Origin of the sequence: Pseudomonas sp. URIL14HWK12:I12 (assembly GCF_003097135.1) — a bacterium.
In the GTDB taxonomy this organism is placed as follows: Bacteria; Pseudomonadota; Gammaproteobacteria; order Pseudomonadales; family Pseudomonadaceae; genus Aquipseudomonas.
The window spans coordinates 104,318-130,400 of sequence record NZ_QEQL01000008.1; the positions used below are offsets into that span (position 1 = coordinate 104,318).

At 67.0% G+C, this 26,083-nt stretch carries 20 protein-coding genes; 15 read left to right on the forward strand and 5 right to left on the reverse strand.

All coding sequences use genetic code 11. From position 1 onward, the window contains the following. Position 1 precedes the first annotated feature (1 nt). Genes F474_RS21470 through tagQ form a run of 9 tightly spaced genes read left to right on the forward strand, consistent with a single transcriptional unit; the run spans position 2 to position 13,708 of the window. On the forward strand, positions 2-1,303 hold the full coding sequence (locus F474_RS21470; RefSeq protein WP_097089130.1) for a DotU family type VI secretion system protein: 1,302 nt from the start codon (positions 2-4) through the stop codon (positions 1,301-1,303). Further along, entirely contained in the window at positions 1,300-4,800 is a 3,501-nt protein-coding gene (tssM, locus tag F474_RS21475; protein ID WP_097089132.1) for a type VI secretion system membrane subunit TssM, read from the forward strand. Before F474_RS21470 ends, tssM begins: the two co-directional genes overlap by 4 nt. Further along, the gene (gene tagF, locus F474_RS21480; RefSeq protein WP_097089134.1) at positions 4,797-5,444 is read left to right on the forward strand and encodes a type VI secretion system-associated protein TagF; all 648 of its coding nucleotides are present in this window, start codon (positions 4,797-4,799) and stop codon (positions 5,442-5,444) included. The genes tssM and tagF overlap by 4 nt, the downstream gene beginning before the upstream one ends. Continuing rightward, positions 5,441-6,166 (forward strand): PP2C family serine/threonine-protein phosphatase, encoded by a 726-nt coding sequence (locus F474_RS21485; protein ID WP_097089136.1) that lies wholly within the window; start codon positions 5,441-5,443, stop codon positions 6,164-6,166. The genes tagF and F474_RS21485 overlap by 4 nt, the downstream gene beginning before the upstream one ends. 8 nt (positions 6,167-6,174) lie before the next feature. Next, complete coding sequence (locus tag F474_RS21490) at positions 6,175-9,138, forward strand: serine/threonine-protein kinase (RefSeq protein ID WP_097089265.1); 2,964 nt, start codon at positions 6,175-6,177, stop codon at positions 9,136-9,138. Beyond that, on the forward strand, positions 9,135-9,848 hold the full coding sequence (locus tag F474_RS21495; RefSeq protein WP_097089138.1) for an ABC transporter ATP-binding protein: 714 nt from the start codon (positions 9,135-9,137) through the stop codon (positions 9,846-9,848). Before F474_RS21490 ends, F474_RS21495 begins: the two co-directional genes overlap by 4 nt. Continuing rightward, positions 9,848-11,053: an ABC transporter permease gene (locus F474_RS21500; RefSeq protein ID WP_097089267.1), complete on the forward strand. Its 1,206-nt coding sequence runs from the start codon at positions 9,848-9,850 to the stop codon at positions 11,051-11,053. Before F474_RS21495 ends, F474_RS21500 begins: the two co-directional genes overlap by 1 nt. A 16-nt stretch (positions 11,054-11,069) precedes the next feature. Beyond that, on the forward strand, positions 11,070-12,785 hold the full coding sequence (locus tag F474_RS21505; protein WP_256577849.1) for an SUMF1/EgtB/PvdO family nonheme iron enzyme: 1,716 nt from the start codon (positions 11,070-11,072) through the stop codon (positions 12,783-12,785). 2 nt (positions 12,786-12,787) lie between these two features. After that, a complete protein-coding gene (gene tagQ / locus F474_RS21510) occupies positions 12,788-13,708 on the forward strand; it encodes a type VI secretion system-associated lipoprotein TagQ (RefSeq protein ID WP_097089143.1) in 921 nt (306 codons plus the stop codon). Positions 13,709-13,849: 141 nt separating this feature from the next. Here the strand turns inward: tagQ and F474_RS21515 are convergent, their stop codons facing one another. The 4 genes from F474_RS21515 to cbiE form a co-directional block, all read right to left on the reverse strand. Then, on the reverse strand, positions 13,850-14,305 hold the full coding sequence (locus F474_RS21515; protein ID WP_165830356.1) for a copper chaperone PCu(A)C: 456 nt from the start codon (positions 14,303-14,305) through the stop codon (positions 13,850-13,852). Positions 14,306-14,380: 75 nt separating this feature from the next. Continuing rightward, the gene (locus F474_RS21520; protein WP_097089147.1) at positions 14,381-15,094 is read right to left on the reverse strand and encodes a cobalt-precorrin-6A reductase; all 714 of its coding nucleotides are present in this window, start codon (positions 15,092-15,094) and stop codon (positions 14,381-14,383) included. Further along, positions 15,091-16,188, reverse strand: coding sequence for a cobalt-precorrin-5B (C(1))-methyltransferase (locus F474_RS21525; RefSeq protein WP_097089149.1), 1,098 nt, complete (start codon positions 16,186-16,188; stop codon positions 15,091-15,093). The genes F474_RS21520 and F474_RS21525 overlap by 4 nt, the downstream gene beginning before the upstream one ends. Continuing rightward, entirely contained in the window at positions 16,181-17,392 is a 1,212-nt protein-coding gene (cbiE, locus tag F474_RS21530) for a precorrin-6y C5,15-methyltransferase (decarboxylating) subunit CbiE (RefSeq protein ID WP_097089152.1), read from the reverse strand. Before cbiE ends, F474_RS21525 begins: the two co-directional genes overlap by 8 nt. A gap of 95 nt (positions 17,393-17,487) precedes the next feature. Between cbiE and cobG the strand changes: the two genes are divergently transcribed. The 6 genes from cobG to F474_RS21560 all read left to right on the forward strand — a co-directional run bounded on the left by cobG (position 17,488) and on the right by F474_RS21560 (position 23,247). Next, entirely contained in the window at positions 17,488-18,789 is a 1,302-nt protein-coding gene (gene cobG, locus F474_RS21535) for a precorrin-3B synthase (RefSeq protein ID WP_097089154.1), read from the forward strand. Next, positions 18,786-19,412: a precorrin-8X methylmutase gene (locus F474_RS21540; protein ID WP_097089156.1), complete on the forward strand. Its 627-nt coding sequence runs from the start codon at positions 18,786-18,788 to the stop codon at positions 19,410-19,412. The genes cobG and F474_RS21540 overlap by 4 nt, the downstream gene beginning before the upstream one ends. Next, positions 19,412-20,143, forward strand: a complete 732-nt coding sequence (locus F474_RS21545; protein WP_097089158.1) for a precorrin-2 C(20)-methyltransferase — start codon at positions 19,412-19,414, stop codon at positions 20,141-20,143. Before F474_RS21540 ends, F474_RS21545 begins: the two co-directional genes overlap by 1 nt. After that, positions 20,140-21,783: a precorrin-3B C(17)-methyltransferase gene (cobJ, locus tag F474_RS21550; RefSeq protein ID WP_097089160.1), complete on the forward strand. Its 1,644-nt coding sequence runs from the start codon at positions 20,140-20,142 to the stop codon at positions 21,781-21,783. Before F474_RS21545 ends, cobJ begins: the two co-directional genes overlap by 4 nt. Before the next feature lie 94 nt (positions 21,784-21,877). Next, positions 21,878-22,561 carry a hypothetical protein gene (locus F474_RS21555; protein WP_097089162.1) on the forward strand — a complete coding sequence of 228 codons (684 nt, stop codon included), beginning with the start codon at positions 21,878-21,880 and terminating at the stop codon, positions 22,559-22,561. A gap of 47 nt (positions 22,562-22,608) precedes the next feature. Further along, entirely contained in the window at positions 22,609-23,247 is a 639-nt protein-coding gene (locus F474_RS21560) for a hypothetical protein (protein WP_097089164.1), read from the forward strand. On the opposite strand, the gene F474_RS21565 is transcribed toward F474_RS21560, so the two are convergent. Beyond that, positions 23,223-26,036 (reverse strand): hybrid sensor histidine kinase/response regulator, encoded by a 2,814-nt coding sequence (locus tag F474_RS21565; protein ID WP_305881886.1) that lies wholly within the window; start codon positions 26,034-26,036, stop codon positions 23,223-23,225. The genes F474_RS21560 and F474_RS21565 overlap by 25 nt on opposite strands. Positions 26,037-26,083 lie beyond the last annotated feature (47 nt).

Sequence of the window (26,083 nt, forward strand, 5' to 3'; positions counted from 1 at the left end):
TATGAGCCAGGAGCCGCCAATCAACGACCGTACCCTGATCATGCCGCGCCCTGGCGGGCGAGGCGCTGCGGGCACCGAGCCCCCGCCTGCGGCGCCGCCGGCTCAACCCCAGGCCGCGCCTCTGCCAGTGGGCCAGGGGCGTGGCATGAACCCGCTGGAAAGCGCCGCAGCGCCGCTGCTTGCGTTGCTCACGCGGCTGCGCAACACCCTCGCGCACCCGGCACCCGCCAGTTTGCGAGCACAATTGCTGGCGCAACTGCGCCAATTCGAGCAACGCGCCGAGGGCGCCGGTATGGCGCGCAACGAGGTGCTCCTGGCGCGCTACGTGCTGTGCACGGCGCTCGATGAAGCCGTGCTCAGCACACCGTGGGGCAGCGGCAGCGAATGGAACAAACAAAGCCTGCTGGTCACGGTGCACAACGAAGCCTGGGGCGGCGAAAAGTCTTTTCAGCTGCTGGAGCACTGCCTGCAGAGCCCGCGTGAGCGCCTGTACTTGCTGGAGCTGCTGTACCTGTGCATGAGCCTGGGTTTCGAAGGCCGTTATCGCGTCCTGCAAAACGGCCGCAGCCAGCTCGAGGCACTGCGCGAGCGCACGGCTGCGGCGATCCGCAGCGCCCGCGGCGAGCATGAGCGCGAGCTGTCGCCGCACTGGCGAGGCGTGGTGGTGGCCGCCGACCGGCTGCGCCAGTTCCTGCCGCCGTGGGTGGCGGTGGCGGCCGCGGTCGCCTTGCTGTTGGCATTGCTGGTCACCCTGCGCATGTTGCTGGCCGCCGATGCCGAGCCGGTGTTCAAGCGCATTCATGCCTTGGGAGAAATACCGGTGCAGTCGATCGCACCTGCCGTGCCGGCCCCACGCGTGGTCGAGCAGCCGCGCCTGGCGGGGTTCCTGGCCGACGAAATCCGTGCCGGTAAGGTGTCGGTCGAAGACGCCGCCGACCGCTCGATCGTGACCATCCGCGGCGATGAGCTGTTCGCATCGGCCAGTGCCAGCATCAAGAGCAACTTCCAGCCGCTGATGCAGCGCATCGGCGAGGCCGTGCGGCAGGTCAAAGGCCGAGTGCTGGTCACTGGCCACAGCGACAATCAGCCGATCGCCACCTTGCGCTTCCCCTCGAACTGGAAGCTGTCCCAGGCTCGCGCCGAGGAGGTGCGGCAGATTCTCGCAGCCGCCACCGGCCAGCCACAACGCTTCAGCGCCGAAGGCCGGAGCGACACCGAACCCAAGGCCAGCAACGCCACCGCCGAAGGCCGTGCGCAAAACCGCCGAGTGGAAATCACCGTATTCGCGGAGGGCGCGCAGTGAAGGCGTTTCTACAGTTCATGGTGCGCTGGGTCGTTCCAGTGCTGGGTTTGATCGCACTGTCGCTGATCATCTGGTTCATCGGCCCGGTGTTTGACGCCTTGGTACCGGAAGGCCGCCGCTGGGCACTCATCGTGTTGTTGTTCGCACTGTGGGGCCTGTGGCGGGCCTGGCGCTGGTGGCAAGCACGCCAGCAGGCGGCCAAAGTCCTCGCCAGCATGGCCCAGGACACCCCGCCCGATGCCGCCAGCGTCGCCACCGAGCAGGAGTTGGCCACGCTGCGCCAGCGCATGGACGAAGCCGTTGCCCTGCTCAAGAAGGCTCGCCTGGGCGGTGATGAGCGGCGCAGCCTGTACGAATTGCCTTGGTACGTGATCATCGGGCCGCCTGGCGCCGGCAAGACCACCGCGCTGGTGAATTCGGGGCTGAACTTCCCGCTCGCCGCGCAGATGGGGGCGGGCGCTGTGCGCGGTGTGGGCGGCACGCGCCATTGCGACTGGTGGTTCACCGACCAGGCCGTGCTGCTCGATACCGCCGGCCGCTACACCACCCAGGACAGCCACGCTCAGGTCGACAAAGCCGCCTGGCAGGGCTTTCTCGACCTACTCAAGCAAAACCGCGCACGCCGCCCGATCGACGGCGCCTTCGTCGCCATCAGCCTGGCCGACTTGCTGCTGGGCAGCGAACAAGAGCGTGCCGCCCACGCGACGGCGATTCGCGCGCGCATCCAGGAGCTGCAAACCCGGTTGGGCGTGCGCTTCCCGGTATACGTGATGCTCACCAAGCTCGACCTGCTACCCGGTTTCATGGAGTTCTACGACGACCTGGACCGGGAAGCCCGCGCGCAGGTGTGGGGCATGACCTTCCCGCTCGACGACGCCAAGCAAGAGGGCGGCGTGCTGGGCCTGGTGCCGGCGGAGCTGGACGCCCTGGAGCTGCGCCTGACCGAGCGGCTGGTGGAGCGCCTGCAGCATGAGCGCGACCCGGCGCGGCGCGACCTGATCTATGGCTTCCCGCAGCAGTTCGCCGGGCTCAAGGCGTTGCTGGCCGGGTTCCTGGCAGCGGTGTTCCAGCCCAACCCCTATGAGCAGCCTGCGTTGCTGCGCGGGGTGTATTTCACCAGCGGCACCCAGGAAGGCAGCCCGATCGACCGCATGATCGGCGCCATGGCCCAGAGCATGAACCTGGACCGCCAACACCTGGCGCGGCACAACAGCACTGGCCGCAGTTACTTTCTGCAAAGGCTGTTCAAGGATGTCGCTTTCGCCGAGCGCGGGCTGGTCGGCAGCGACCCGGCCGTGGAGCGCCGCCGCCGCTGGGTCGCCCGTGGCACGCTGGCGGCCACTGCCGTTCTGGTGCTGGCAGTGTGCGTAGTTTGGGCTTTGAGTTATCGCGCCAACCGCGACTACATCGACGCCGTCGACCAGCGCGTGACACCCCTGGCCGAGGCGGTACGCCAACTGAGCCCGGCGCAGCGCCAGGTTCTGGCCACGCTCCCTTTGCTCGACACCGCGCGCCACCTGGCCGGCGACGCCCCGGCCTGGGCTCAGGGTAGCGGCTTGTACCAGGGCGACATGCTGCAAAGCGAGGCCGCCAGTGTGTACCGCAAGCTGCTGGTGGCAACCTTCGCCCCGCGCCTGGTCACCCGCGTCGAGGAGCAGTTGCACAGTGACGGGCACTCCGACTTCCTCTACGAGGGGCTCAAGGCCTACCTGATGCTCGGCGACAGCGAGCATTACGACCCGCAGTTCCTCATGGCCTGGGTTCGCCTCGATTGGGACCGCAACTTGGGCAGTGCCGTGACCCCGCAGCAACGCGCGGCGCTGGATGAACACCTGCAGGCACTGTTTGCCGAGCAACCGCCGAGCGCTCGGCTGGACCAACGGCTGATCGACGATGTGCGCCGGCAACTGTCGCAACTGCCGGTAGCCCAGCGTGTGTACGACCGCATCAAGCGGCAGAAGCTGCCAGCCGATGTGCCGGGCTTCAGCATCGCCGACGCCGCCGGCCGCGACGCCGCGCTGATCTTCACTCGAAAAAGCGGCAAACCCTTGGCCGAACCGCTGAGTGGCCTGTACACCGCAAAGGGCTATCACCAGGTGTTTCTACGGGGCAGCCTGAGCCAGGCCACTACCCTTGCCGAGGAGCAGTGGGTGCTGGGGCGCAGCGTCAACGGCGCCGAGGACGCGCTGAACCTGGCGCAGGACGTGCGCCGCCTGTATTTCGCCGATTACCAGCGCCAGTGGGATGCGCTGCTGGCCGACATCGACTTCGTGCCGGTGACCAGCATCGGCCAGGCCGCCGATGTGCTGCGGGTGATCTCCGGGCCTACGTCCCCGGTGAAAAAGCTGCTCGAAGCGGTGGCCGAACAGACCAACCTGCAAGCCCAGGACCAGGCACTGGTGGCCAAGGTGGCGCCGGCCGATAGCACCGCCGACAAGCTGCGCCAGCGCCTGGGCGCGCTGGTGGGCCAGGAGGCGCCGGCCACCGCCGAAGCACCGGTGGCCAGCTCAGACCCGGTCACCGCGCATTTTGCCGACCTCAATGCCATGGTTGCCAAAGGTGACGGGCCGGCACCGATCGACGCGCTGCTCAGTGACCTGAATGCGCTTTATGTGCAGGTCAGTGGCATGGTTGGCGCAAGCGGCGACGCGCTGCTGGGCGAGGCGAAGAACCAGGCCAGTGCTGCCGCCGCGCGCGCAACGCTGTCGGCCGAGCGCACCCCGCCGGTGTTGCAGGGCATGGTCAAGTCTGTGGTGGGCAGCACCAACGCCATGGTCATGGGCGGGGTGCGCAGCCAGCTCAACGCGGCGTGGGCCAGCGATGTGGTGAACGTCTGGCGCCAGTCGCTGGCCGGGCGCTACCCGATGGTCAGCAGTAGCCCGCGCGATGCCACATTGGATGACTTCGGCCAGTTCTTCGGCGTTGGCGGTGTGCTCGATACCTATTTCCGCCGCTACTTGCAGCCCTACGTAGACACCTCCGCCAACCCCTGGCGCTGGCAGCCGGGCGCGGCGCAGAAGCTCGGTATCTCGCCTGGCGCCCTGGCGACGTTCCAGCGCGCGCAGGCGATCCGCGATGCCTGGTTTCGCAGCGGTGGCACCCAGCCGTCGGTACGCTTCGAGCTCAAGCCGATCGATATGAGCCCCGAGATCAGCCAGTTTCTGCTCGACCTGGACGGCCAGCAAGTGAGTTATGACCATGGCCCCGCGCGCCCCGTCGCGCTGCAATGGCCCAGCGCAAATGGCGCCGGGCTGGTGCGCCTGGCAGTCACGCCGCCCCCCACCGGTGGCCGCTCCGGCCTGACCCTGGACGGCCCATGGGCGTGGTTTCGCCTGTTGCAGCAATCGGACCTGGCCAGCAGCGGCTCGCCCGACCGCTTCACCCTGCGCCTGAGGGTCGACAACGCCAGCATCGCCTACGAGCTGCGTGCCAGCAGCGCGTTCAACCCCTTCCGTGGCCAGGCGCTGGCCGGGTTCAGCTTGCCGGAGCGCCTATGAGCTGCACAGGCTTCTACGGCAAGCTCGCCAGCCGCGGCGATTTCATCAGCCGCGGGCTGCCGCCGTCCTTTATCGCTGGCTGGGACGCCTGGCTGGCTGCAGGTATTGCCCACAGCCAGGCAGCGGTGGGCGAGGGCTGGTTGCCGGCCTATCTGGTCAGCCCGCTGTGGCGCTTTGCGTTGGCGCCGGGGGTCTGTGGCGAGCAGGCCGTGGCCGGCGTGTTGATGCCCAGTGTCGATCGGGTGGGGCGGTACTTCCCGTTGACCGTCGCCTGCCTGCTGCCCGCCGACGCCGACCTTGCCAGCCTGCCCGGTGCGCATGAGGCCTGGTTCGCCGGTGCCGAAGCAGTGATGTTGCAAAGCCTGGAAGAAGGCGCTCAGTTCGAAGCGTTCGAAGCAGGGGTGCAGGCCTTGCCCCCTCTGGAGCTGGCAGCGGTGCAAGCAGGCGAACAGCAAGGCCCCTGGGCGAGCCTGAACAGCCTGGACAACAGCGCGGCCCGCCAATGGTTGCAGCACTTGGGCTGCCGGGGCGCGAGCCTCTGGTGGGGCCAGGGCAGCGAGCAGGTGGCGGCCGGCGTGCGCCGCTGCGAAGGCCTGCCGCCGGCCGCTGCCTTCGTTAGCCTGCTTGGCGCACGGGGGGCATGAGCGTGGCCTTGGTATTCACATCGGCCAGCTACAGCCATGTCGGCATGGTTCGCCAGGTCAACGAAGACGCCTGCCTGGACTTGCCGGCAGCGGGGCTGTGGGTAGTGGCCGACGGGATGGGCGGCCATGCGGCGGGCGACTACGTCAGTAACCTGATCGTCGACCGCCTGCGCGGGCTCGAAAGCGCGCTGTCGCTGCCGGTATTCACCAGCCTGGTGTGCGCCGAGCTCGACCGCGTCAACACGCAGGTATGCCAGCAGAGCCAGGGCGTCGCTGGCCAGCGCATGGGCAGCACGGTGGTGGTGCTTGCCATGCGCGAGGGCCACGGTTTTTGCCTGTGGGCTGGCGACAGCCGCTTGTATCGCCTGCGTGACGGCGTGCTGCAGAGCTTGTCCAAGGACCACAGCTATGTGCAGGGCCTGGTGGACAGCGGCCTGCTCAGTGAAACCGACGCACGCCTGCACCCGCGCTCGAACATCGTCACCCGAGCCGTGGGCGTGGCCGAAGACCTGGAGCTGGAGAGCGCCAGTTTCGAGGTGCGCGAGGGTGATACCTACCTGCTGTGCAGCGACGGCCTGAACAAGACTGCCGACGATGCCGAGATCCGCGGCGTGCTTGCCCACGCCGACCCCTATACCGTGGTGCGCAGCCTGGTCCATCTGGGCCTTACCCGGGGCGCGCCCGACAATATCACTGCAGTGGTCGTGAAGGTCAGCCGATGAATTCCCCTTTGAACGTGCAGATTCCCGGCTACAGCATCGACGGCGAGATCGGCGAAGGTGCCATGGCCAGCGTTTACCTGGCCACCCAGGTATCGCTGGAGCGCAAGGTCGCGTTGAAGGTGATGAGCCAGGCGCTGGCGGCCGACCCGGTGTTCTGCGAGCGCTTTCTGCGTGAGGGGCGCACTTTGGCGCGGCTGTCGCATCCCAGCACGGTGACCATTCACGACATTGGCAATGTGGGCGAGCTGTACTACATGGCCATGGAGTACCTGCCCAACGGCACCTTGCGCGAGCGCCTGGCCGAAGGCATCACGCCCCAGCAGGGCCTGGAGTGGCTTAGGCAGATCGCCAGTGCGCTGGGCTATGCGCATCGCCAGGGCCTGGTGCACCGCGATGTCAAACCCGCCAACATCCTGTTCCGCGCCGACGGCACTGCCGTGCTCTCGGACTTCGGCATCGCCAAGTCGCTCGATGACCGCACCCAGTTCACCCAGGCCGGTTTCGCGGTGGGCACCCCCAGCTACATGAGCCCGGAGCAGGCCCGCGGCCAGGAAGTCGACGGCCGCGCCGACCTCTATGCTCTGGGCGTGGTGTTGTATGAAATCCTGGTGGGAGAGCTGCCTTACCGCGGCACCGACGCACTTTCGACGGCACTGGCGCACCTGACCGAGCCGTTGCCGGCGCTGCCGCCGGTACACGGGCGTTACCAGCCAATCCTGAGCCGGCTGCTGGCCAAAGCGCCAGACGAGCGATTCAACAGCGCCGAGGAGCTGGTGGCCGCGCTGGATGCCTTGCCGGCCGACGACGAGATCACCCTGATTCGCCCTGTGCCGGTGGTCTCGCCGGCCAGCCCGCAGAGCCTGGCGGGCATGACGCCTGTCAGTGTCGACATTCCCCAGGCGCAGGCTGTGCCACCGGCCGCTACCAGCACGGCTGCCACGCGCCCGGCAGCCGCCGGCAAGCGCGGCCGGGGCCCGTTGCTGGCGGTGAGCGCACTGGCGCTGGCGGTCGCGCTGGCCGCAGGGGGCTGGTGGCTGTTCAAGCCCGCTGGCCAGGTACCGGCCGAGGCAGGCAAAACCTCACCGAGCGCGCCGGTGGTTGCCCAGGCCGCCGAGCAGCCTGCTGTGGCCAACGGCAACCATCCGTTGCTGATGCCCGGCAAGAAGACGCTCTACCAGCGTGTACTCAGCCAACCCGGCGCGACCTTGCGCGAGCAGCCGGGTGGCAACGGCGGTGCTGCGATCCCGACTTTCTCGGTGCTCTACGTATACCAGCGGCAAGACCACGACGGCCAACCCTGGCTGCAGGTCGGGGCCGCCAGCGATGGCCAGCCAGAAGGCTGGGTGCCGGCCAGCCAGGCCACCGACTGGAAACAGAGCCTGGTGCTCAAGTTCACCGAGCGGTCCGGCCGTGACCCGGTAATGTTCCTGCGCGACCCGAAAACCGTGGAGCGTTTGCTCGCCAACCCTGCCAGCGCCCGAAAGGCGCTCGCCCAGGCTCAGGCCAACCCCTCCGACGACAGCCAGGTGCTCGCACTGGAGCCCAAGGCCAGCGCGGTGCCGCAGGATCGCTTCTACCTGCTGCCAATTTTCGATGCCAAGGAAAGCTTCGACCAGAACGGTGTGCCGGTGCAGTTGCTCAACATCGCCTCCATCGACCCCGGCCAGGCGGCGGCCGCCAGTGCCAGCGCTGCCGCGCAGAGCTTCCGCACCGGGGTGGTGCTGGTGGTAGACACCTCCATGTCGATGCAGCCGTATATCGACCAGGTCAACGAGGTGGTAGGCAACATCCAGCAACGCATGGCAGAGCGCGGCGAGTTGGGCAGCGTCGATTTCGGCATGGTGGGTTTTCGCAACAGTGTGAAAAAGACCCCGGGCCTGGAATACCTGGCCAAAACACTGATCCCGCTGGGTAAAGGCGGGGGGCCGCAGGCGTTCCTGGCCGAGGCGCGCAAAGTCAAAGCCACCACGGTCAACAGCGCTTCGTTCGATGAAGACGCCTTCGCCGGCGTGATGCAGGCGGTCGATGGCATGGACTGGTCCCCGTACGGCGCGCGTGTGATCCTGCTGGTCACCGATGCCGGAGCCTTGCGCAAGAACAACCCGCTCAGCTCCACTGGCATGAACGAGGCCGAAGTGCGCCAGGCGGCTGCCGGCAAGCAGATCAAGATATTCGCGCTGCACCTGCAGACGCCGGCCGGTGCACGCGACCACGGTTTCGCCGAGCAGCAGTACCGCACGTTGACCGCTGATGCCAACCCGCGCATCGGGGACCTGTACGTGCCGGTACCCGGCGGTGATGTGGCCCGCTTCGGCGAACGGGTGGGCGAGATCGGCTCGGTGTTCGCCGACCTGGCTCACCAGTTGCGCCAAGGCCAGGCGTTGCCGTCTCCGCAACTGGCGGGGGCGCCTAGCCTGGCGGACAAATCCGCCGCCGTCGGCTACGCCATGCACATGGATTTCCTCGGCCGCCACGACAACAACCAAGCACCGGCGCTGGTCAGTGCCTGGACCGCTGACCGCGACCTGGCCAACCCGGCCTTGCCCGCGTTTCAGGTGTGCGTGCTGCTGAGCAAGCTGCAACTCAACGAACTGCAGCAGTCGCTCAAGTTGATCGTCGACGCCGCGCGCGCCACCAAAACCTCGCCCAAAGACTTCTTCCAGCAGATCGCCAGTGCCAGCGCCTACATGAGCCGCGACCCCAGCGCCTTGCGCCAGGGCGGCAACCTGGCCGCCAGTGGTGTGCTGGGCGAATACCTGCAAGGCTTGCCGTACCGCAGCAAGGTGTTGGGCATGACGCAAGACCTGTGGCTGTCGCTCAGCGTGGCCGAGCAGGAAGACTTCATCGACGAGCTGGAGTCGAAGATTCGCCTGTACGAAACCTTCCACAATGACGTGGCCAACTGGGTGCGCTTCGGCAATGCCGAACCGGGCGACGCCTTGTACCGCGTGCCGCTGTCGACGCTGCCATGATTCGCCTGCTGAACGTGCGCAAGCAGCGCGGCCAGGGCGGCCAGCGCTATAGCCTGGAGGTGCCTGCCTGGCACGTGGCGCCGGGCGAGCGCTGGGCGCTGGTCGGCCCCAGCGGCAGCGGCAAGAGCACCTTGCTCGACTTGCTGGCGCTGGTGGCCGCCCCCAGTGAGGCCGAACGGTTCAGCGTGCAGATGGCAGGTGTGGAGCACGATGTGACGCGGCTGTGGCGGCAGGGCCGCCAGGAGCGGCTCGCCAGCCTGCGCGGCGAGCACCTGGGCTATGTGCTGCAGACGGGCGGGCTGCTCGGCTACCTCACGGTTCGCGGCAACATCGCCCTCAGCCGCGAGCTGCTGGGCCTGCCGGAGGGGGGCGAGGTGCAGCGCCTGGCTGAGCGCCTGGACATCGCCGGGTTGCTGCGCCAGCGGCCGGCACAGTTGTCGGTAGGCCAGCGCCAGCGGGTGAGCTGCGCACGGGCGCTGGCCCATCGCCCGGCGCTGGTGCTGGCTGACGAGCCGACCGCTGCGCTCGACCCGCTCAACGCCGAGCGGGTGATGGGCCTGCTGCTGGAGCAGGTGCGCGAGCAACAGGCCGGGCTGATCATTGCCAGCCACGACGAAGCCGCGATGCGAGCGGCAGGGCTGCGCATCGCGCGGCTCAACCTGCAGCGTGACGCCGACGGCGGTGTGACTGCACGCCTGGAGGCCGCATGATTCGCACCTCACTGATCGGCCGCCTGGCCTGGCAGGACTATCGCGACGAATGGCGGCTCTCCGCCTGCGCCGTGCTGGCGCTGGTCGCGGTGCTGGCCCCACTGCTGGTGATGTTCGGGCTCAAGGCCGGTTTGGTCGGCAACCTCACCACTCGACTGGAGCGCAGCCCCCAGGTACGGGAAATCGTGCCGCTGGCCGGTGCCCGCTTGAGCGGTGAGCAGCTCGACCGGCTGGCCATGCGCACCGACGTTGCTTTTGCGGTGCCACGGACCCGGCAGATCGCCGCCACGCTGGACGTGCGCAAGGCCGATAGCCAGGGGCTGCTGAGCACCGCCGAAATGATTCCCACCGCCCCAGGCGACCCGTTGCTGGGCCAGGCGGCGGCGCCTGCCGGCTTAGGTACCGTGGTGCTGAGCCATACCTTGGCAAGCAAGCTGGACGCGCAAGTCGGTGACCACCTCGAAGCCTCCATCGGCCGGCAGGTGGCCGGCCAACCCCAGGCTCGGCAGCTATCACTGCAAGTGAGCGCGGTATTGCCTATCGAGGCGTTCGCCCGCGACGGCGTGTTTGCCTCGTTGAGCCTGCTGGAGGCCGCCGAGGACTACCGCGACGGCCGCGCTGTGCCGTCGCTGGGCTGGCCGGGCACGGAGCCCACCAATCCCGCCATGCGGGTCTATCCGGCGTTCAGGCTGTATGCGCGGGGGCTGGATGATGTCGAGCCGCTGCGCCAGTGGTTCGCTGGCCAGGGCATCACCGTCGCCACTCAGGCCGAAGCCATCGCCCAGGTGCGCTCGCTGAGCCATAACCTGTCAGTGGTGTTCTGGATCATCGCTTCGCTGGCCTTGGGGGGCGCCTTCGCCGCTATCGCGGCAGGCACCCTGGCGGCGGTGGAGCGCAAGCGCAAGCCACTGGCAGTGTTGCGGCTGATGGGGTTCCCGGTTGCCGCCTTGCTGCTGTTCGTCCAGTTCCAGGCGCTGTACAGCGCGGCGCTGGCCAGTGTGATCAGCGGCGCGCTGTACCTGCTGGCCTCTCGCTGGCTGAACGAGCTGTTCGCTGGCGAGGGAGGCGAAACCGCCTGTTACCTAGCTGACGGCCACTACCTGCTGGCGTGCCTGGCTACCCTGTTTCTCAGCGGCCTGGCGGCCACCGCCGGCGGCTGGCACACCACCCGAATCGAGCCTGCGGAGGGCATTCGCGATGTCTAGAACCTTGATCGCGCTGATGCTGGCGCTGTGTTCGCTGGGCGCTGGGGCGGATGAGGCCGAAAATACACCGGACAACCCCAAGCCGCTGGCCGGAGACTTGAGCCTGCCCCTGCCATGCGGTGGCGAAATGGTGTTCCGCTACGTGTATGTGCTGGCCCAGGGCGCGCTGGACGATCGCGAGATCAGCCTGGGCTACCCGTTCAGCGAGGGGGAGCCGGGTTACCAGCAGTCGTTCATGTCCGGCTACCGGCGAGATTACATTAGCGGGCCATTCGCCCTGGGCGACCTGCCAGCCGGTTGGCGCAAGGCCGTTACCCCGCTGTTGCCCAAGCCTGAAGCGGGCTCGCCGCTCAAGCCAATGATGTATTTCATGGGCAAATACGAGGTCACCCGCCGCCAGTACCAGCAGGTGATGGCCCAGGCTCAAGCGCTGGCCAATGGCGGTGAGCCGCCGGCGTGCGAAGCCGAGGAGGGCATGGCTGCGCGCCTGCCGGAGGTGAACCTCTCGCACTTCGACGCCGAGCGCTTCGCCGCGGTCTACAGTGCCTGGCTCAACCGCTACCACAAGGACCTGCTGCCGGTCAGCGGCCGTGACGGCAAGAGCGACGACGGCGGCCTGGGCTTTGTGCGGTTGCCCACGGAGGTGGAGTGGGAATACGCCGCCCGGGGCGGCCAGGCGGTCAGCCGGCAGGACCTGGAAGCGCGGCTGTTCCCTCGGCGCCAGCCGGGCAGCGACCAGGATGGGCCGCTGGCCGACTACGCGGTGTTCAACCAGGTAGCCGGCGGCACTGGGCAAGGTGCGCGGTTGCTACCGGTGGGCACCAAGCTGCCCAACCCGCTGGGGCTGTTCGATGTGATCGGCAATGCCGCCGAGATGGTTCAGGAGCCCTTCCAGCTGGTGCGCGCCGGGCGCCGCCAGGGTGCCTACGGCGGCTTTGTGGTCAAGGGCGGCAACTACCTGGAAGGCGAGCTCACGCTGTTCACCGGCATGCGCCGGGAGTACCCGCTGTTCGGCGCCGATGGTAGCGAGCAGAAGAACGAAACCACTGGCTTTCGTGTAGCCATTGGCGCGCTCTCGGCGCCGCGTTCTCGTTACAAGGAGCTGTTCGACCAGTGGAAGAAGGACGGCCGCCTGGCCAACCTCACCGATGCCATCGACAACACCCAAGACCCAACCCAGCGCCTGGACGGCATCATCGCCGCCGCCAGCGCCGACCCCAAGCTGCAGGCCGAGTTGGGCCAGGTGAACGAGGAGCTCAAGCGCAACGTGGCGCTGATCGCACAGCAGCGTGAAGAGGCCGCCGGCAACCTGATCCAGTCGGCTGCGCTGGTGGCCGAAACCATCAATAACTACAACATCCGCCTGACCAACCTGGCTCAGGGGCGCGACAAGGCCAAGGCCGCAGGCAACCAGGCCGCGGCCCAGGTGTTCGATGCGGCCATCGGCAATGGCCGCAACGCCCTGGATGGCGCCGTGGCGATCTACATCGACAACCTCGCCAGCGGCGCCCGCTACACCGATGCGGTGATCCAGGCACAGTTCCAGCGCGTCAGGCAGGAGCTCGAACGCAAGCCGGTGCTGGGCGACAGCCTGGTCGCTCGCGCGACGCTATTCGTTCGCCATGTCGGCGAATACCGCAAGAACCAGCGGGCCGATGCGCCTGCGATCCTCAAGCAGCTGCTTGCCACAAGCGGCCGCCCTACCAGTCACTCCACCGAAGGAAACCCATGACCATGCAATCGAAGGTATCCCTGACCGCTTTCTCGACCCGCCGTTACGCCTATGCATGCCTGGGCGCCGCGTTTGGCCTGGCCTTGGGCGGCTGCGCGGGCACCCCTAGCTCAAACGTTGCGCAGGCCACCCAGGTGGAGTACTACCCCACCTGCTACCAGCCTGTGCAGCAGCTGCGTGACAGCGACTCGGCCATGACCAAGTCGGTGGCCACCGGTGCCGTGATCGGCGGCCTGCTGGGTGCTGCCACGGGTGCCCTGGCTACCGATAACAAGGACAAGCGCGGCCGCAACGCCGCCCTGGGTGCCGCCGGCGGCGCACTGGCCGGGGGTGCAGTGGGCTATTACACCCAGAAGCAACAGCAGATCACCGATGACAAACAGCGCATCGGCTCCTACGCCAGCGACATCGACGCCAGCCGCCAGCAGATCGACCGCAGCGTCGCCTACGCCCAGGCTTCGCAGAACTGCTACAAGACCGAGTTCGCCAATCTGCTGCAAATGCGCAAGGCCAAGACCGTCAGCGATGACGAAGGCCGCAAGCGCCTGGCCGAGATCGTCTCGGGCCTGAAGGAGTCCAACGCGCTGATCGCCCAGGTCGATGGCCGCACCAGCGAAGACCTGGACTCCTACACCCAGGCGTACGAAAAAGACCTGCAACAAGTCGGCGTGCAGCGCCAGGACGTGGTTGCCGCCGCCGCCCCGGCGCCGGTGCCCACCACCAGCAAGAAGAAAACCACTGCGGTGAAGAAGCCTGCCGCCAACGTGCCGGGTGAAGCCGTGACCACCGAGACCAGCCTGCAAAAAGCCAACGCCAGCCGTGCCCAGAGCAAGCAGGTGGCCGCCGCTGGCAAGGCGCAGCTTGACGTCGTTTGCAGCAGCCCAGACCTGGGTGACTGGGCGCCTTCGAGCTGCAAGGCCTGAACCCGCGGGGGCCTGGCGCCGCCGGGCCCCGGCAGGTAAGTGTTCCCTTCTGTCGTTCTGCCGTCGCGCAGAGCGCCCTGCCTGGCGCGTTGGCCTCTTTCAGGTCACGGGCCGGGCAGCCCCAACCGCGTTGCGCGGTGTTCAGTTGCCGTGGTCGTGGGCCGGGGCGTCTTGAAGTACCTGCACCTGGACCGTGATGTCGCCTGCGTGCTTGAAGTGCAGCGTGAGAGGGAAGTGGCTACCAGGCTGCAGCTCGGTGCCCGGCGTGATGCTCATCAACATCGCGTGATAACCCATGGGCTGGAACACCAGGCTGCCGGCGGCGGGTACCACGGCGCTTGCGATGGCCTGCATCTTCATCATGCCGTCGGCGCCGCTGCTCTGGTGCATGCCGGCCTCGCCGGCGACAGGCGAGGCTACGCCTGTCAGCACGTCATCCTCGGTGCCATCATTGTGCACAGTGAAGTAAGCAGCGATTGCCGGTGAACCCGGCGGCAGTGCCTGCGACCAAGGCTCGCTCACGGTGATCGCGGCCAGTGCCTGGCCGGTGAGCCACAACAGTGGAATGAAAGCCAACCTTGGCACGCTGAGCATCATGGCGAACTCTGAGGGAAAGGTGCCCGCCATTTAGCCAGAAGCCCTTGCCCAAGTAAAAAGCCCTTTCGGGCGGTATCAAGCGAGGGCCGCCGCCAGCGCCTGGACGCTTGTGAATTCCCGATCGGCAAGGGGCAAAGGCGGGCGCCGCAACACCAGCACTGCAATGCCACGCTCGCGTGCGACCTGCAGCTTCGGCTCGGTGGCGCCGCTGCCGCTGTTCTTGCTGATCAGCACGTCGGTATTGCAACGCTCGAACAGGGCGCGCTCATCGGCCAGGGTGAATGGCCCGCGTGCGCCGATCACCTCACAACGTGCATTGCCCGGCACGGCTTCAAGGGCGCGCAAAGTCCAGAACTGGTGAGGCGGGATCTGATCGAGGTGCTGCAAGGGTTCACGGCCCAGGGTGAACAGCGGCCGCTCGAACGGTTGCAGGGCCAGGGTGAGCTCACCCCAGCCGGCCACCTCGCGCCAGTCGTCCCCCGGCTGCGCTACCCAGCCCGGCCGGCGCAAGGCCCAGCAAGGGATGCCGCTGGCCCGGGCGGCGTTCACGGCGTTGGCGCTGATGCGTGCCGCGTAGGGGTGGGTGGCGTCCACCAGCAGGCTGATCCCCTCGGCGTGGATGAACGCGGCAAGGCCCTCGGCGCCGCCGTAGCCGCCTACGCGCACCGGGCACGGCAGGCCCTGTGGCACCCGGCCGACACCGGCCAGGCTGTAGAGGTCGCGCGCGCCTAACCCGCGTGCCAAGGCCAGGCCCTCGGTGGTGCCGCCCAACAGCAGGATGCGCCTCATGCCCATCCCCCGGCGTGGCCGACGATGCCGCCCTGGCGGTCGATGGCGAACACTTCGACTGCCACCTGCGCGGGCACCACGCTGCGGGCGAAAGCCAGCGCGTGGTTGCAGACCGCATCGCCCAGCGCGACCCCCTCGGCGTGAGCCAGCGCCAAGGCCTGCTGGCTGGTATTGGCCTGGGTGATGGCGGTTTGCAGCGTGCTGCTTGCGCCGCACTCGGCGGCCCAGCCCGCCAGTTGCGGCAGGTCGATGCTGGAGTGCCGGCTGTGCAGGTCCATGTGGCCGGCGGCCAGCTTGCTGACCTTGCCGAAACCGCCGCACAGGCTCAGGCGCGCCACCGGGACCTTGCGCACATGCTTGAGCACGGCGCCAACGAAGTCACCCATTTCGATCAGAGCGATATCAGGCAGCGAGTAGAGGCGGCGCATGGTGTCTTCGCTGGCATTGCCGGTGCAGGCGGCGATATGGCTGTAGCCGTTGGTATGGGCCACGTCGATGCCCTGGTGAATCGAGGCGATGTAGGCGGCGCAGGAGAACGGCCGCACGATGCCGCTGGTGCCGAGGATCGACAGGCCGCCAATGATCCCCAAACGAGGGTTCATGGTCTTGAGCGCGAGGGCCTCGCCGCCGTGTACGCCCACGGTAACCTCGAAGCCGCCTGTGTAGTGCTGTGAATCGGCCAGCGCCCCCAGGTGCTCGATGATCATGCGCCGCGGCACCGGATTGATCGCAGGCTCGCCCACCCCCAGCACCAGGCCCGGGCGGGTCACGGTGCCTACGCCGGGGCCTGCATGAAAACGCACCCCCGGCTCTGTGCTCAGGCGCACCTGGCTGTGCACCAGCGCGCCGTGGGTCACGTCGGGGTCGTCACCGCCGTCCTTGAGGGTGCCGGCCTCGGCAAAACCTTGGGCCAGGCGGCAGAACTCCAGGCGCATCTGCACGGTTTTGCCTTTGGGCAGGGTGATCCAGGCCGCGTCACCGCAGGGCACCCCCAGCAGCAGGCGGGCGGCGGCCAGGCTGGTGACCGTGGCGCAGCTGCCGGTGGTCAGCCCGGTGCGCAACGGGGCCGGCTGTTCGGAAGTTTCTTCACGCATCGAGAGGTTTGGCCAGGTCGAGCAGGGTGATCGGCAGGGCTTGGCGCCAAGTGTCGAAACTGCCCAGCGGCTGTGCCTGGGCCACCTGCAGGCGGGTCAGCTCGCCGCCATGGCGCTCACGCCACTGCATCAGCGCCAGCTCGCTCTGCAAGGTGACGGCGTTGGCCACCAGCCGGCCGCCAGGCTTGAGCGAAGCCCAGCAGGTTTCGAGCAGGCCGGGCGCAGTCACGCCGCCGCCGATGAAAACCGCATCGGGCGCTTCCAGCCCGGCAAGGGCTTGCGGCGCGCAGCCCTCGACCAGGCGCAGGCCCGGCACGCCCAAGGCATCGCGGTTATGTTCGATGTGGCGCTGCCGGCCGCTGTCGGCTTCGATGGCGATGGCCCGGCAGGCGGGGTGGCTGCGCATCCATTCGATGCCGATCGAACCGCAGCCGGCACCGACATCCCAGAGCAGCTCGCCCGGCATCGGCGCCAGGTGCGCGAGGGTGACGGCGCGCACGTCGCGCTTGGTGAGCTGGCCGTCGTGGCGGAAAACGTCATCCGGCAAACCGGGGCCCCGGGCGCGGCGGGCTGCGCCAGGTTCGGCGCGGCAGTCCAGGGCGATCAGGTTGAGTGCAGCACTGGGTTGCTGCGGCCAATCGCGGGCCAAACCGTGGGCGTGCTGCTCCAGAGGGCCGCCGAGGTGTTCGAACACATGCATCAGGCTCGGCCCGTAACCTTGCTCGGCCAGCAGGCGAGCGACCTGCACAGGGCTGTGGGCATCGCGGCTGAGCACCAGCAGGCGCTGGCCGCTGGCAAGCCAGGGCAGCAGCGAGGGCAGTGGCTGGGTCACCAGCGATACCAGCGTGGTGTCGGCCAGCGGCCAGCCCAGGCGGGCCGCGGCGAGCGAACAGGAGGAGGGTGCCGGGTGGATGCACAGTTGATCAGGGGGCAGCTGGCGGCTGAGGCTGGCCCCCACGCCGTGGAACATCGGATCGCCACTGGCCAGCACACATACCGGCTCGCCGCTGAGGGCCAGCAACGGCTGCAAGCTGAACGGGCTGGGCCAAGCGATGAGCTGCGCGCCGATGCAGCGTGGCAGCAACGCCAATTGCCGCGGACTGCCGAACACTTTGCTGGCTGCCAGCAGGGCGCGCCGCGGCTGCTTGCCCAGGCCGCTGTAGCCGTCTTCACCGATGCCGATCACCGTCAGCCATGCCGACATGAAACTTCCTCATGTAATGCCCGCCCGGCAGGCAGGATTTTCATGCCGCCGGGCAAAGCAGGCATAATATCGCGCCTTCAGCCTTTTAACGATTCATGGACCCCTTCTTGAACGAACCGGTGCCCCCTCGCAGCGTTCGCCCCTCGGCTTGCCCGGGGTTGCGCCGCATCGTATCGGCCCGGGATGGCGGCATCTGCCGGGTCAAGTTGCCAGGCGGCGTGTTGAGCCTTGACCAGGCCCGTGCCGTGGCCGGTGCAGCCGAGCGTTACGGCAATGGCGTGATCGAGGCGACCAACCGCTGCAACCTGCAATTGCGCGGCATCGTCGACGAGGCAGTGGCCGATGCGTTGCTGGCGGCCGGGCTGGGCAGCCCGGAGCCGGGCGCTGACGACGTCCGCAACCTGATGCTCAGCCCCTTGGCCGGCCTTGCGCCAACTCAGTTGGCCGATACGCGGCCGCTGGCGGCGCAATGGCTGAGCTGGCTGGAATCCACCCCGCGGCTGCACGCTTTGTCGCCCAAGTTCGCCACGCAGTTCGACGGTGGTGAGCCCTTGGTGCAGTGCGAGCATGCCCATGATCTCTGGCTATCAGCCCTTGTGCTTGAGGGTGAGCCGCATTGGGGGCTGGGCCTTGCCAGCAGCCTGGCGCAAGGGCGGATGCACCTGGCGGTACCCCTGGCAGACGGTTTCAGGCTGGCGAGTGCGGTAGTAGAGCGCTTCCTCGCCCTGGCCTCATCACAACAGGCGCGCATGCGTGAGGTGCTTGCCGACATCGGGCTGGAGGCATTCCTGCAGGGCTTGCCCGGGCGGCGCATCGATCTGCCCGGGCGCACCGAGGGCGTTGGCGACCTGGGTGCGCACGCGCTGGCCACACCCGGCCAACAGGCGTTGGGGGCACGTTTCGAGCTTGGCCGGCTGACCGCTCCCCAACTGCGTGCCGTCGCGATGCTCGCCGAAGGCGCCGGGAGTTCGACGCTGCACCTTACCCCTTGGCAAGGTGTGCTGATTCCGGCGGTGGCAGCCCAGGTGCTGCCGGCGCTGCGGGCAGGCCTGCAGGTGCTGGGGCTGATCACCGAGCCGCACGCGCCGCTGGCGCAGATGCAGGCCTGCACCGGCTCGCCGGGCTGTGCCAAGGCCCTGGCCGATACCAAGGCCGACGCCCGCCACCTGGCCAACCTGCTGGAGGCGCCGCAGGCCGTGCACCTGACGGGCTGCCCCCGCTCCTGCGCTTCGGCGCAGGCAGCGCCAGCCACACTGCTGGCGGTCGCCCCTGGCCGCTACGACCTATTTCTGCGCGACGGCCGCGAGCCTGGCTTCGGCCGCTTGCGCGCCCGCGAACTGACCCTGCAAGCGGCAGCTGCCTTGTTGAACGGCCTGCCACGGAGCGAGACCCGATGATCGACTACATCCGCGATGGCCAGGAAATCTATCGCAATTCCTTTGCCATCATCCGCCGCGAGGCAGACCTTGCCGGTATTCCGGCCGACCTTGAAAAACTCGCGGTGCGGGTGATCCATGCCTGCGGGATGGTCGATGTGGTCCAGGACCTGGCTTTTTCCGAAGGCGCCGGCACTGCGGGGCGCCAAGCGCTGCTGCGCGGCGCGCCGATCCTGTGTGATGCGCACATGGTCGCCGAAGGCGTCACCCGCGCTCGCCTGCCGGCGAACAACCCGGTGATCTGCACCCTGAAGGACGAACGCGTGCCGAGCATGGCCAAGCACGCGGGCAATACCCGCTCGGCAGTAGCCCTGGAGCTGTGGCGCCCCCATCTTGAAGGCGCCGTGGTGGTGATCGGCAATGCCCCTACGGCGTTGTTCTATCTGCTCGAGATGATCGACGCCGGTGCACCGAAGCCCGCGTTGATCCTGGGTTTCCCAGTGGGGTTCGTCGGTGCTGCCGAGTCCAAGGCAATGTTGGCGGCCGACAGCCGTGGCGTGCCTTTCGTCGTGGTGAACGGCCGCCGTGGCGGTAGCGCCATGGCAGCGGCTGCGGTGAACGCCCTGGCTACGGAGGTGGAGTGATGGAAGCGCGCGGGCGGCTGTTCGGCCTGGGCGTGGGCCCGGGCGACCCTGAGCTGATCACCGTCAAAGCCTTGCGCCTATTGCGCGAGGCTGCCGTGGTGGCCTATTTCGTGGCCAAGGGCAAGAAGGGTAACGCTTTCGGCATCATCGAAGCGCACTTGCAGCCGCAGCAGACCCTACTGCCATTGGTGTACCCAGTGACCACCGAAGCGCTGCCGGCGCCGTTGTCCTACGAGCAGGTGATCAGCGACTTCTACGACCAAGCGGCGCTTGAGGTGGCTGCGCATCTGGACGCCGGCCGCGACGTGGCGGTGATCTGCGAGGGTGATCCGTTCTTCTACGGCTCCTACATGTACCTGCACGATCGCCTCGCCCAAGGCCACCCCACCGAAGTGGTGCCGGGTGTGTGCTCCATGCTCGGCGGGGCCTCGGTGCTCGGAGCGCCGTTGGTCTATCGCAACCAGTCGCTGTCGGTGCTCTCCGGCGTGCTGCCCCATGAAGACCTCAAGCAACGGCTGGCGCAGGCGGACGCTGCGGTGGTCATGAAGCTGGGGCGCAACTTTCCCAAGGTGCATGCGGTATTGCGCGAGCTGGGCCTGGACGACCGCGCGCTGTACGTGGAACGCGCGACCATGGCTAACCAGAAGATCGTGCCGCTGGCCGAGGTCGACCCAGCCTCGTCGCCTTATTTTTCTCTGATCGTGGTCCCTGGCCAGCGGTGGCAGGGATGAACCCGGCGATCGTTCTGCTGGGGCAGGGCGGCATGCCGACCGCCCGTCAGCTCAAGGAGCTTTATCCACAGGCTTGCATCTGGGGGCAGGCGGCGCGGGTGCAAGGTGCAGATCGCACCTATGAGCACTTCGGCGACACCCTGCGTGCCCTGTACCGGGCCGATACACCGATCATCGCGCTGTGCGCGGCGGGTATCGTCATCCGCACCCTGGCGCCCGAGCTGGCTGCGAAAGTGGCCGAGCCCGCCGTGCTGGCGGTCGCTGAAGACGGCAGCGCAGTGGTGCCGCTGCTGGGTGGCCTGGCCGGGGCCAACCGCCTGGCCCGGGAGATCGGTGTATGCCTGGCTGTGGCCCCGGCGATCACCACCAGCGGAGAGCTGCGCTTCGGCCAGTGCCTGCTCGACCCACCGGCCGGTTACGTATTGGCCGATATCGAACAGGGCAAACGTTTCGTCAGTGATCTGCTGGCAGGCGAGGCGGTGCGGGTCGAAGGCCAGGCGCCTTGGCTCGCGCAAACGCCACTGGCCCTGGCAGAGGATGCGCCGCGGGTGATCCATATAACCCCTGCCGTGCGCCCGGCGGCCCGTGACGAATTGCTGATCCACCCGCGCAGCGTGGTCGCCGTGGTGCGCCAGGCCGATGCGGGCCTTGCCGAGCACATTGCCAACCAGCTCGCCGGGCAGGGCCTGGCGGTCGCCTCGCTTGCTGGCCTGCTCGCGCCGTTCGACACCATGGGTAGCGTGCAGCTGCACGCCGCCGCCCAAGCCCTGGGGGTGCCGGTGCGCTTCAGCGACCTGCCGGTATCCGCTGCTGCCGTTGAGCTGCAGGTGCATGACCGGCCGGTGGCCGTGGACACGCTCGGCCAACGCCGCGGCCGGCTCGCCGTGATCGGCCTGGGCCCCGGCGACCGTGCACTGATGGCTCCGGCCGTCAGTGCCGAGCTCGCCCGAGCCCATGATGTGCTGGGTTACGAAACCTATGTGCGCATGGCTGGCCCGTTCCGTGAGGACCAGGTCCTGCATTGCACTGACAACCGTGAAGAGCTCCAGCGCGCCCGGCATGCTTTCGAATTGGCCGCTCAGGGGCGTGACGTGGTGGTGGTGTCCTCTGGCGACCCGGGGGTGTTTGCCATGGCCAGTGCGGTACTCGAAGCGCTCGACGGCGCGGCCGACCCGGCCTGGCACCGCGTCGACCTGCAAGTGTTGCCCGGGATATCTGCATCACTGGCCACCGCCGCATGGGCAGGTGCCCCGCTGGGTCATGACTTCTGCCTGATATCGCTCTCGGACAACCTCAAGCCTTGGGAGGTGATCGAGCAGCGCCTGCACCTGGCAGGGCAAGCGGACATGGCAATGGCGTTCTATAACCCGATTTCCCGGGCCCGCCCCTGGCAATTGGGGCGGGCGCTGGACATCCTGCGGCAGCACCGGGCACCGGATACGCCCGTGGTGCTGGGGCGTGACGTTGCCCGGCCGGGGCAGCGCCTGCGCGTCGTCACCTTGGGCGAGCTGCTGCCGGAGATGGTCGACATGCGCACCATGGTGATCGTCGGCAGTTCCACCACCCGCCTGATCGAACGCCCCGGCCAGGCCCCCTGGGTGTACACCCCACGGTGGTACCCTGCGGCGCCGCAGCGCTGAGGAAGGTCTTCACTCGTCATTACCTTGCCCGAAGCTTCTAGAGTGGCCGCGCCCTGATCAGGGCGCCCATTTCTACAGCAAAGGATCAAAGGACATGACCAAACTCGCCAATGCCGCTGTTCTGGATGACGCTATCGTCGCGTTCGGTGCGGGCCTCACGGCCGAAGAAGTCAGTGCAGCTCGCAACCTCTACCGCACGGCCACTCTGGTGGCCAATGCCAAGTTCGACAAGGATACCGACCCCAAAGGTTGGTACAAGCAATTCAATACTGTGATGGTTGACCTGGGCTGGGTCGCGCAGCACTACCAGTTCGACAGCAACCGCCACAGTGCCAAAGGCTTGACCGTCGACAACGTGATCGACGAGCTGCTCGGCGTTGCACTCAATGGGATCAAGGCCCAAGTGGCTGCGCCGGCCGTGCTACTGGACATCGCCAGTGCTGCCCTGGAAAACCTGCCGGCAGACGCTGAGGCTTATGCGGTGTTCAACGCCAACAGCAAGACCTCCGCAGGCGGTCGGGTGTCGGTTGCAAGCTTCGCCAAGCTCGATGACCACACCTTGTATCTGGTCATGGGGGTCATGGACGTGCGCAATGATTCGGCGCCCAAGGAAGTGCTGATCCTGAACTGGGACTCCACCAGCGGCGAAACCTATGAAGGCGCCATTGCCCTGAATATCGGCCTGGGCGAGCTGATGGAAGGTGCGGACGATATCCGTGCCCGCCTGGACGGTGTCAAGGCCACCAAGCGCAACGCCTATCTGGACTTCATCGGCTGATGCCGGCTTGGGCTCTGGCAACGGAGCCCTTGTGGCAAGGAGGCATCATGAGCAATGCAACAATAGGCGTGGTGGGGTCGGGCTTGGTGAGCTTCGGCCCAGAAATCGACCGGGCTCAGCGGGAGGCGGTGACCTATGCGCTGCGGTTCGCCCACCGTGCCGCGACCGATCTCTATAACGAGAGCGGCGGGCAATGGTACGACTATTACCGGCGCCAACTGCGGTTTCTAGGCTGGGATGCGCAGCCTGCAGACCATGCCTGGAATCCCGATCGCAGTCGCGTGGCGGTCATCGACCGTGCCGTCGAGATGATTGCAGCGCAAGACAAACACTTCGCTGGGCTAGCACGCCGCGCTACCGAAGCGCTGAAGATCACCCCTGCAGCGGGAGCGATGCTGCAGAAGCAGGCGCGGGCTCACAAGCATGGGATGTTTCAGCTATTACCCTGTACGAAGCGCAAGGCGCCTTCGGGCGTTTCCCAGGTCGAGTTGCTGGTTTACCACGAAGAAATGGACCTGGCCGCCAGCGCCGGGCTGTTCAGCAGCACCTACCCACCGCTACTGACCGACGTTCAGATCCATGTAGTACGTTTCGATGTTCGTAGTTTCGAAGCTACGCACCTGCCCAAGATACGCGAGCGTTTCAGGAAGATTCAGGGCGACTACCTTTCGCTGCTGGAAGCCTGATCCTCTTTGGCCAAGCGCCCGCTTTCAGAGAGGCGGGCATCACGCTGCTGTACCCAGTGTTCGACCAGGTCACGCAATTGCGACAGCTCTACGGGTTTTGCCATGTGGCCGTCCATGCCCGCCTGGCGGGCACGCTCTTTGTGCTCGCTGAGGATGTGAGCGGTCAGGGCCACGATAGGCGTGCGAGGCCGCTGGTTGCTCAGCTCCCACGCCCGCAATTGCTGGGTGGCGCTGAAGCCGTCGAGAATCGGCATTTCACAGTCCATCAGTACCAGGTCGTAGCGTTGGGCCTTCATGGCCCTGAGTGCCTGCTCGCCATTGCTGGCGGTGTCGGGCTGCAAATTGAGCTTGCCCAACATGCCACGGATAACCTTGGTGGAAATGGAGTTGTCTTCGGCGACCAGGATACGGAAATCGCCCGGCAAGCCTGCCTCGGCCGCAGCGGCAGTGGCCGACAGCTCCGGGCCAAGCACAGCGTTTTTGCTGCGTTGGGCCAGCTCGTCTGCCAGCGTGGTCTTGAGCGTATAGCCGGCAACGGGCTTTGCCAGGATGCGTTTGACCCCGGCATTGCGCGCATTGATCTTGCTTGGCGCATTGCTGATGCCGGTGAGCATGATCACCAGAATGTCGTGGTTCAGGCTTGGGTCTTCCTTGATGCGAGCGCCCAGCTGCATACCGGTCATGCCGGGCATGTTCTGGTCCAGCAGCACCACGTCGAAATAGTCGCGTAGATGCGCCTTGGTGCGCAGCAACGCCAACGCCTCCTTGCCCGAGGAGGCAGCGCTCACGCTCATGCCCCATGCGCTGCATTGCTGCACCAGCACCTTGCGGCAGGTGTCGTTGTCGTCCACCACCAATACTCGGGCATCCTTCAGCGGGCTGTCCAGGTCAGGAATGCCATGCTCGATGCGCAGCGGGTCCAGGGGCAAGGTGAGCCAGAAGGTGCAGCCATCATGTGCTCCCCCCTTGATGCCGAATTCCCCGTGCATCAGCGTTACCAATTGCCTGGCGATCAGCAGGCCAAGGTGCTGGGCGCTGGGCTTGTCGGTGGCCAGCAGGTCCTGGCTGCGAAGCTCGGTGTGCAACAGTGTTTCTCGCTCGGCATCGCTCATGGCGCAGCCGCTGTCCTGAACCGCGATGCGCAGGCGAGGCGGGCCGCTGCGTTGGTCCATGGCCACGGCCAGCAGCACTTCACCCTTGTCGGTGCGGCGCAGGGCGTTGTCGAGCATCGCCAGCAAGGCCTGGCGCAAGCGTGTGGGGTCGCCACTGATTACCCTCGGGACCAGTGGCTGGGTGAAGCTGATCAGCTCCACCTCCTGTTGCTCGGCTTTGCCACGGAAGATGTTCAGGCAATCTTCGATCAGTGCGTTGAGGTCGAACTGCACATCGTCGAGCTCGATCTGGCCGGATTCGATACGGGAGATATCGAGGATCTCGTTAATCAGCGTCAGCAGTTCATTGCCAGCACTGTGGATGGTCTGCACGTAGTCGCGCTGCTTGACCGACAACGGCGTGCCCAGCAGCAGTTCGGTCATGCCCAGCACCCCGTTCATCGGGGTGCGGATCTCATGGCTGAGCCGCGAGAGGAACTCGGTTTTGGCGTTGTGCTCGGCGTCGCTTGCCGCCAGTGCACGGCCGGCCCTGTAGCGCTCGTCGCTGATGCGTCGCAGGCGGATGGTCAGCGCAAGGTTCAGCCAGAACCCGCCGACCACCGTGCTACCGAGCAGGCCGAAGATCAGCCATTGCGCGGGGGTACGGGTCAACAGCAGCAGCGCGGGTATCACGACCAGAAAAGTGCCGCACACCACCCCCATGCCGATGGCGAAGAACCGAGCGGGGTAGTAACTGCGCTGCAGGTGCCACAGGCTGGTAGCAAGCATGCTGAGGCAGGTCATCGCCACCAGTGTGTAGGTGACAAGGTTAAGCGGCAGATCGCGGACGAACAGCAATAGCACACTACTCAGGCCGATCAGCAACACCATGCCCAACAACAGGCGCGTGGCCTTCGGCTCGCGACGGATGCTGAAGAACCTCAACGTGAACAGCAGGGCGCAGATGCTCGCTGCGAGCATGCACAGGTAGGCCGCCTGCGTGCGCGCCAGGCTCCAGGGGCCGGAGGGCAGCCCCATGTTGACCAGAATCATGGCGCTGGTCAGCACCAGGGCTTGGGTGGCGGCCAGCCAGAGGCTGCTGGTGGATCGGCTGTAGGTATAGCGGCTGATGTTGTGGACGATCAGCATGAACATCGCGCCCATCAACAACCCGAACAACAGCGACTCGCGCTGGTTGGCGGCCGCATCGATGGCGTTCTCCAGCGACAGGGTTGGGCGAATCTGGTGCTCGGACTTCAGGCGAAGATAGACATCGAGAGTGTCGGGTTTGAGGGGCAGCGGCAGGAGCAGATCGCCACTGTGGGTGGGCGGTTGATCCTGTGCCGCCTCGTAGCCGATGCGCTGATGCAGTAGCGGGGTCTCGCCGTCGAGTACGTAGAGGTCCAGCCGTGCGAGGTCGGGAGCGAACAGGCGTAACAACGCCTCATGCTGCTTCGGTGGCAGCCGGTAGTGAAGCCACAGCGCGCCTTGCGGCGGTGCAGCGTTGAGCATGCGCAGGTCGACAGGTGCGAATTGGTTCTGATAGCGCTCGGAGCGGACGTCGGCGAGCTGCAGGGTGGAATCATCGTCGAGCAATACCGACCAGCCGGTAGCAGGCTCGGCTTGCGAGGGCAGCGGCAGCCCGGCCAGCATTAGCAGGCTAAAGCACAGCAGCAGCGCGGTCCTGAGCCGATGCACGAAGGTGAAGTCCTTGTCGTTAGAGCCTGGCTGCCATGGGCAGCGGT

Excerpts from the sequence above, each read along its gene's own strand:
- F474_RS21470 (WP_097089130.1), top strand. The coding sequence starts at position 2 with ATGAGCCAGGAGCCGCCAATCAACGACCGTACCCTGATCATGCCGCGC.
- cobG (WP_097089154.1), top strand. The coding sequence starts at position 17,488 with ATGGACCCCTTCTTGAACGAACCGGTGCCCCCTCGCAGCGTTCGCCCC.
- F474_RS21520 (WP_097089147.1), bottom strand. The coding sequence starts at position 15,094 with ATGAGGCGCATCCTGCTGTTGGGCGGCACCACCGAGGGCCTGGCCTTG.
- F474_RS21545 (WP_097089158.1), top strand. The coding sequence starts at position 19,412 with ATGGAAGCGCGCGGGCGGCTGTTCGGCCTGGGCGTGGGCCCGGGCGAC.
- F474_RS21485 (WP_097089136.1), top strand. The coding sequence starts at position 5,441 with ATGAGCGTGGCCTTGGTATTCACATCGGCCAGCTACAGCCATGTCGGC.
- tagF (WP_097089134.1), top strand. The coding sequence starts at position 4,797 with ATGAGCTGCACAGGCTTCTACGGCAAGCTCGCCAGCCGCGGCGATTTC.
- F474_RS21560 (WP_097089164.1), top strand. The coding sequence starts at position 22,609 with ATGAGCAATGCAACAATAGGCGTGGTGGGGTCGGGCTTGGTGAGCTTC.
- cbiE (WP_097089152.1), bottom strand. The coding sequence starts at position 17,392 with ATGTCGGCATGGCTGACGGTGATCGGCATCGGTGAAGACGGCTACAGC.
- F474_RS21515 (WP_165830356.1), bottom strand. The coding sequence starts at position 14,305 with ATGATGCTCAGCGTGCCAAGGTTGGCTTTCATTCCACTGTTGTGGCTC.
- F474_RS21505 (WP_256577849.1), top strand. The coding sequence starts at position 11,070 with ATGCTGGCGCTGTGTTCGCTGGGCGCTGGGGCGGATGAGGCCGAAAAT.
- F474_RS21525 (WP_097089149.1), bottom strand. The coding sequence starts at position 16,188 with ATGCGTGAAGAAACTTCCGAACAGCCGGCCCCGTTGCGCACCGGGCTG.
- F474_RS21495 (WP_097089138.1), top strand. The coding sequence starts at position 9,135 with ATGATTCGCCTGCTGAACGTGCGCAAGCAGCGCGGCCAGGGCGGCCAG.
- F474_RS21540 (WP_097089156.1), top strand. The coding sequence starts at position 18,786 with ATGATCGACTACATCCGCGATGGCCAGGAAATCTATCGCAATTCCTTT.
- cobJ (WP_097089160.1), top strand. The coding sequence starts at position 20,140 with ATGAACCCGGCGATCGTTCTGCTGGGGCAGGGCGGCATGCCGACCGCC.
- tagQ (WP_097089143.1), top strand. The coding sequence starts at position 12,788 with ATGCAATCGAAGGTATCCCTGACCGCTTTCTCGACCCGCCGTTACGCC.
- F474_RS21555 (WP_097089162.1), top strand. The coding sequence starts at position 21,878 with ATGACCAAACTCGCCAATGCCGCTGTTCTGGATGACGCTATCGTCGCG.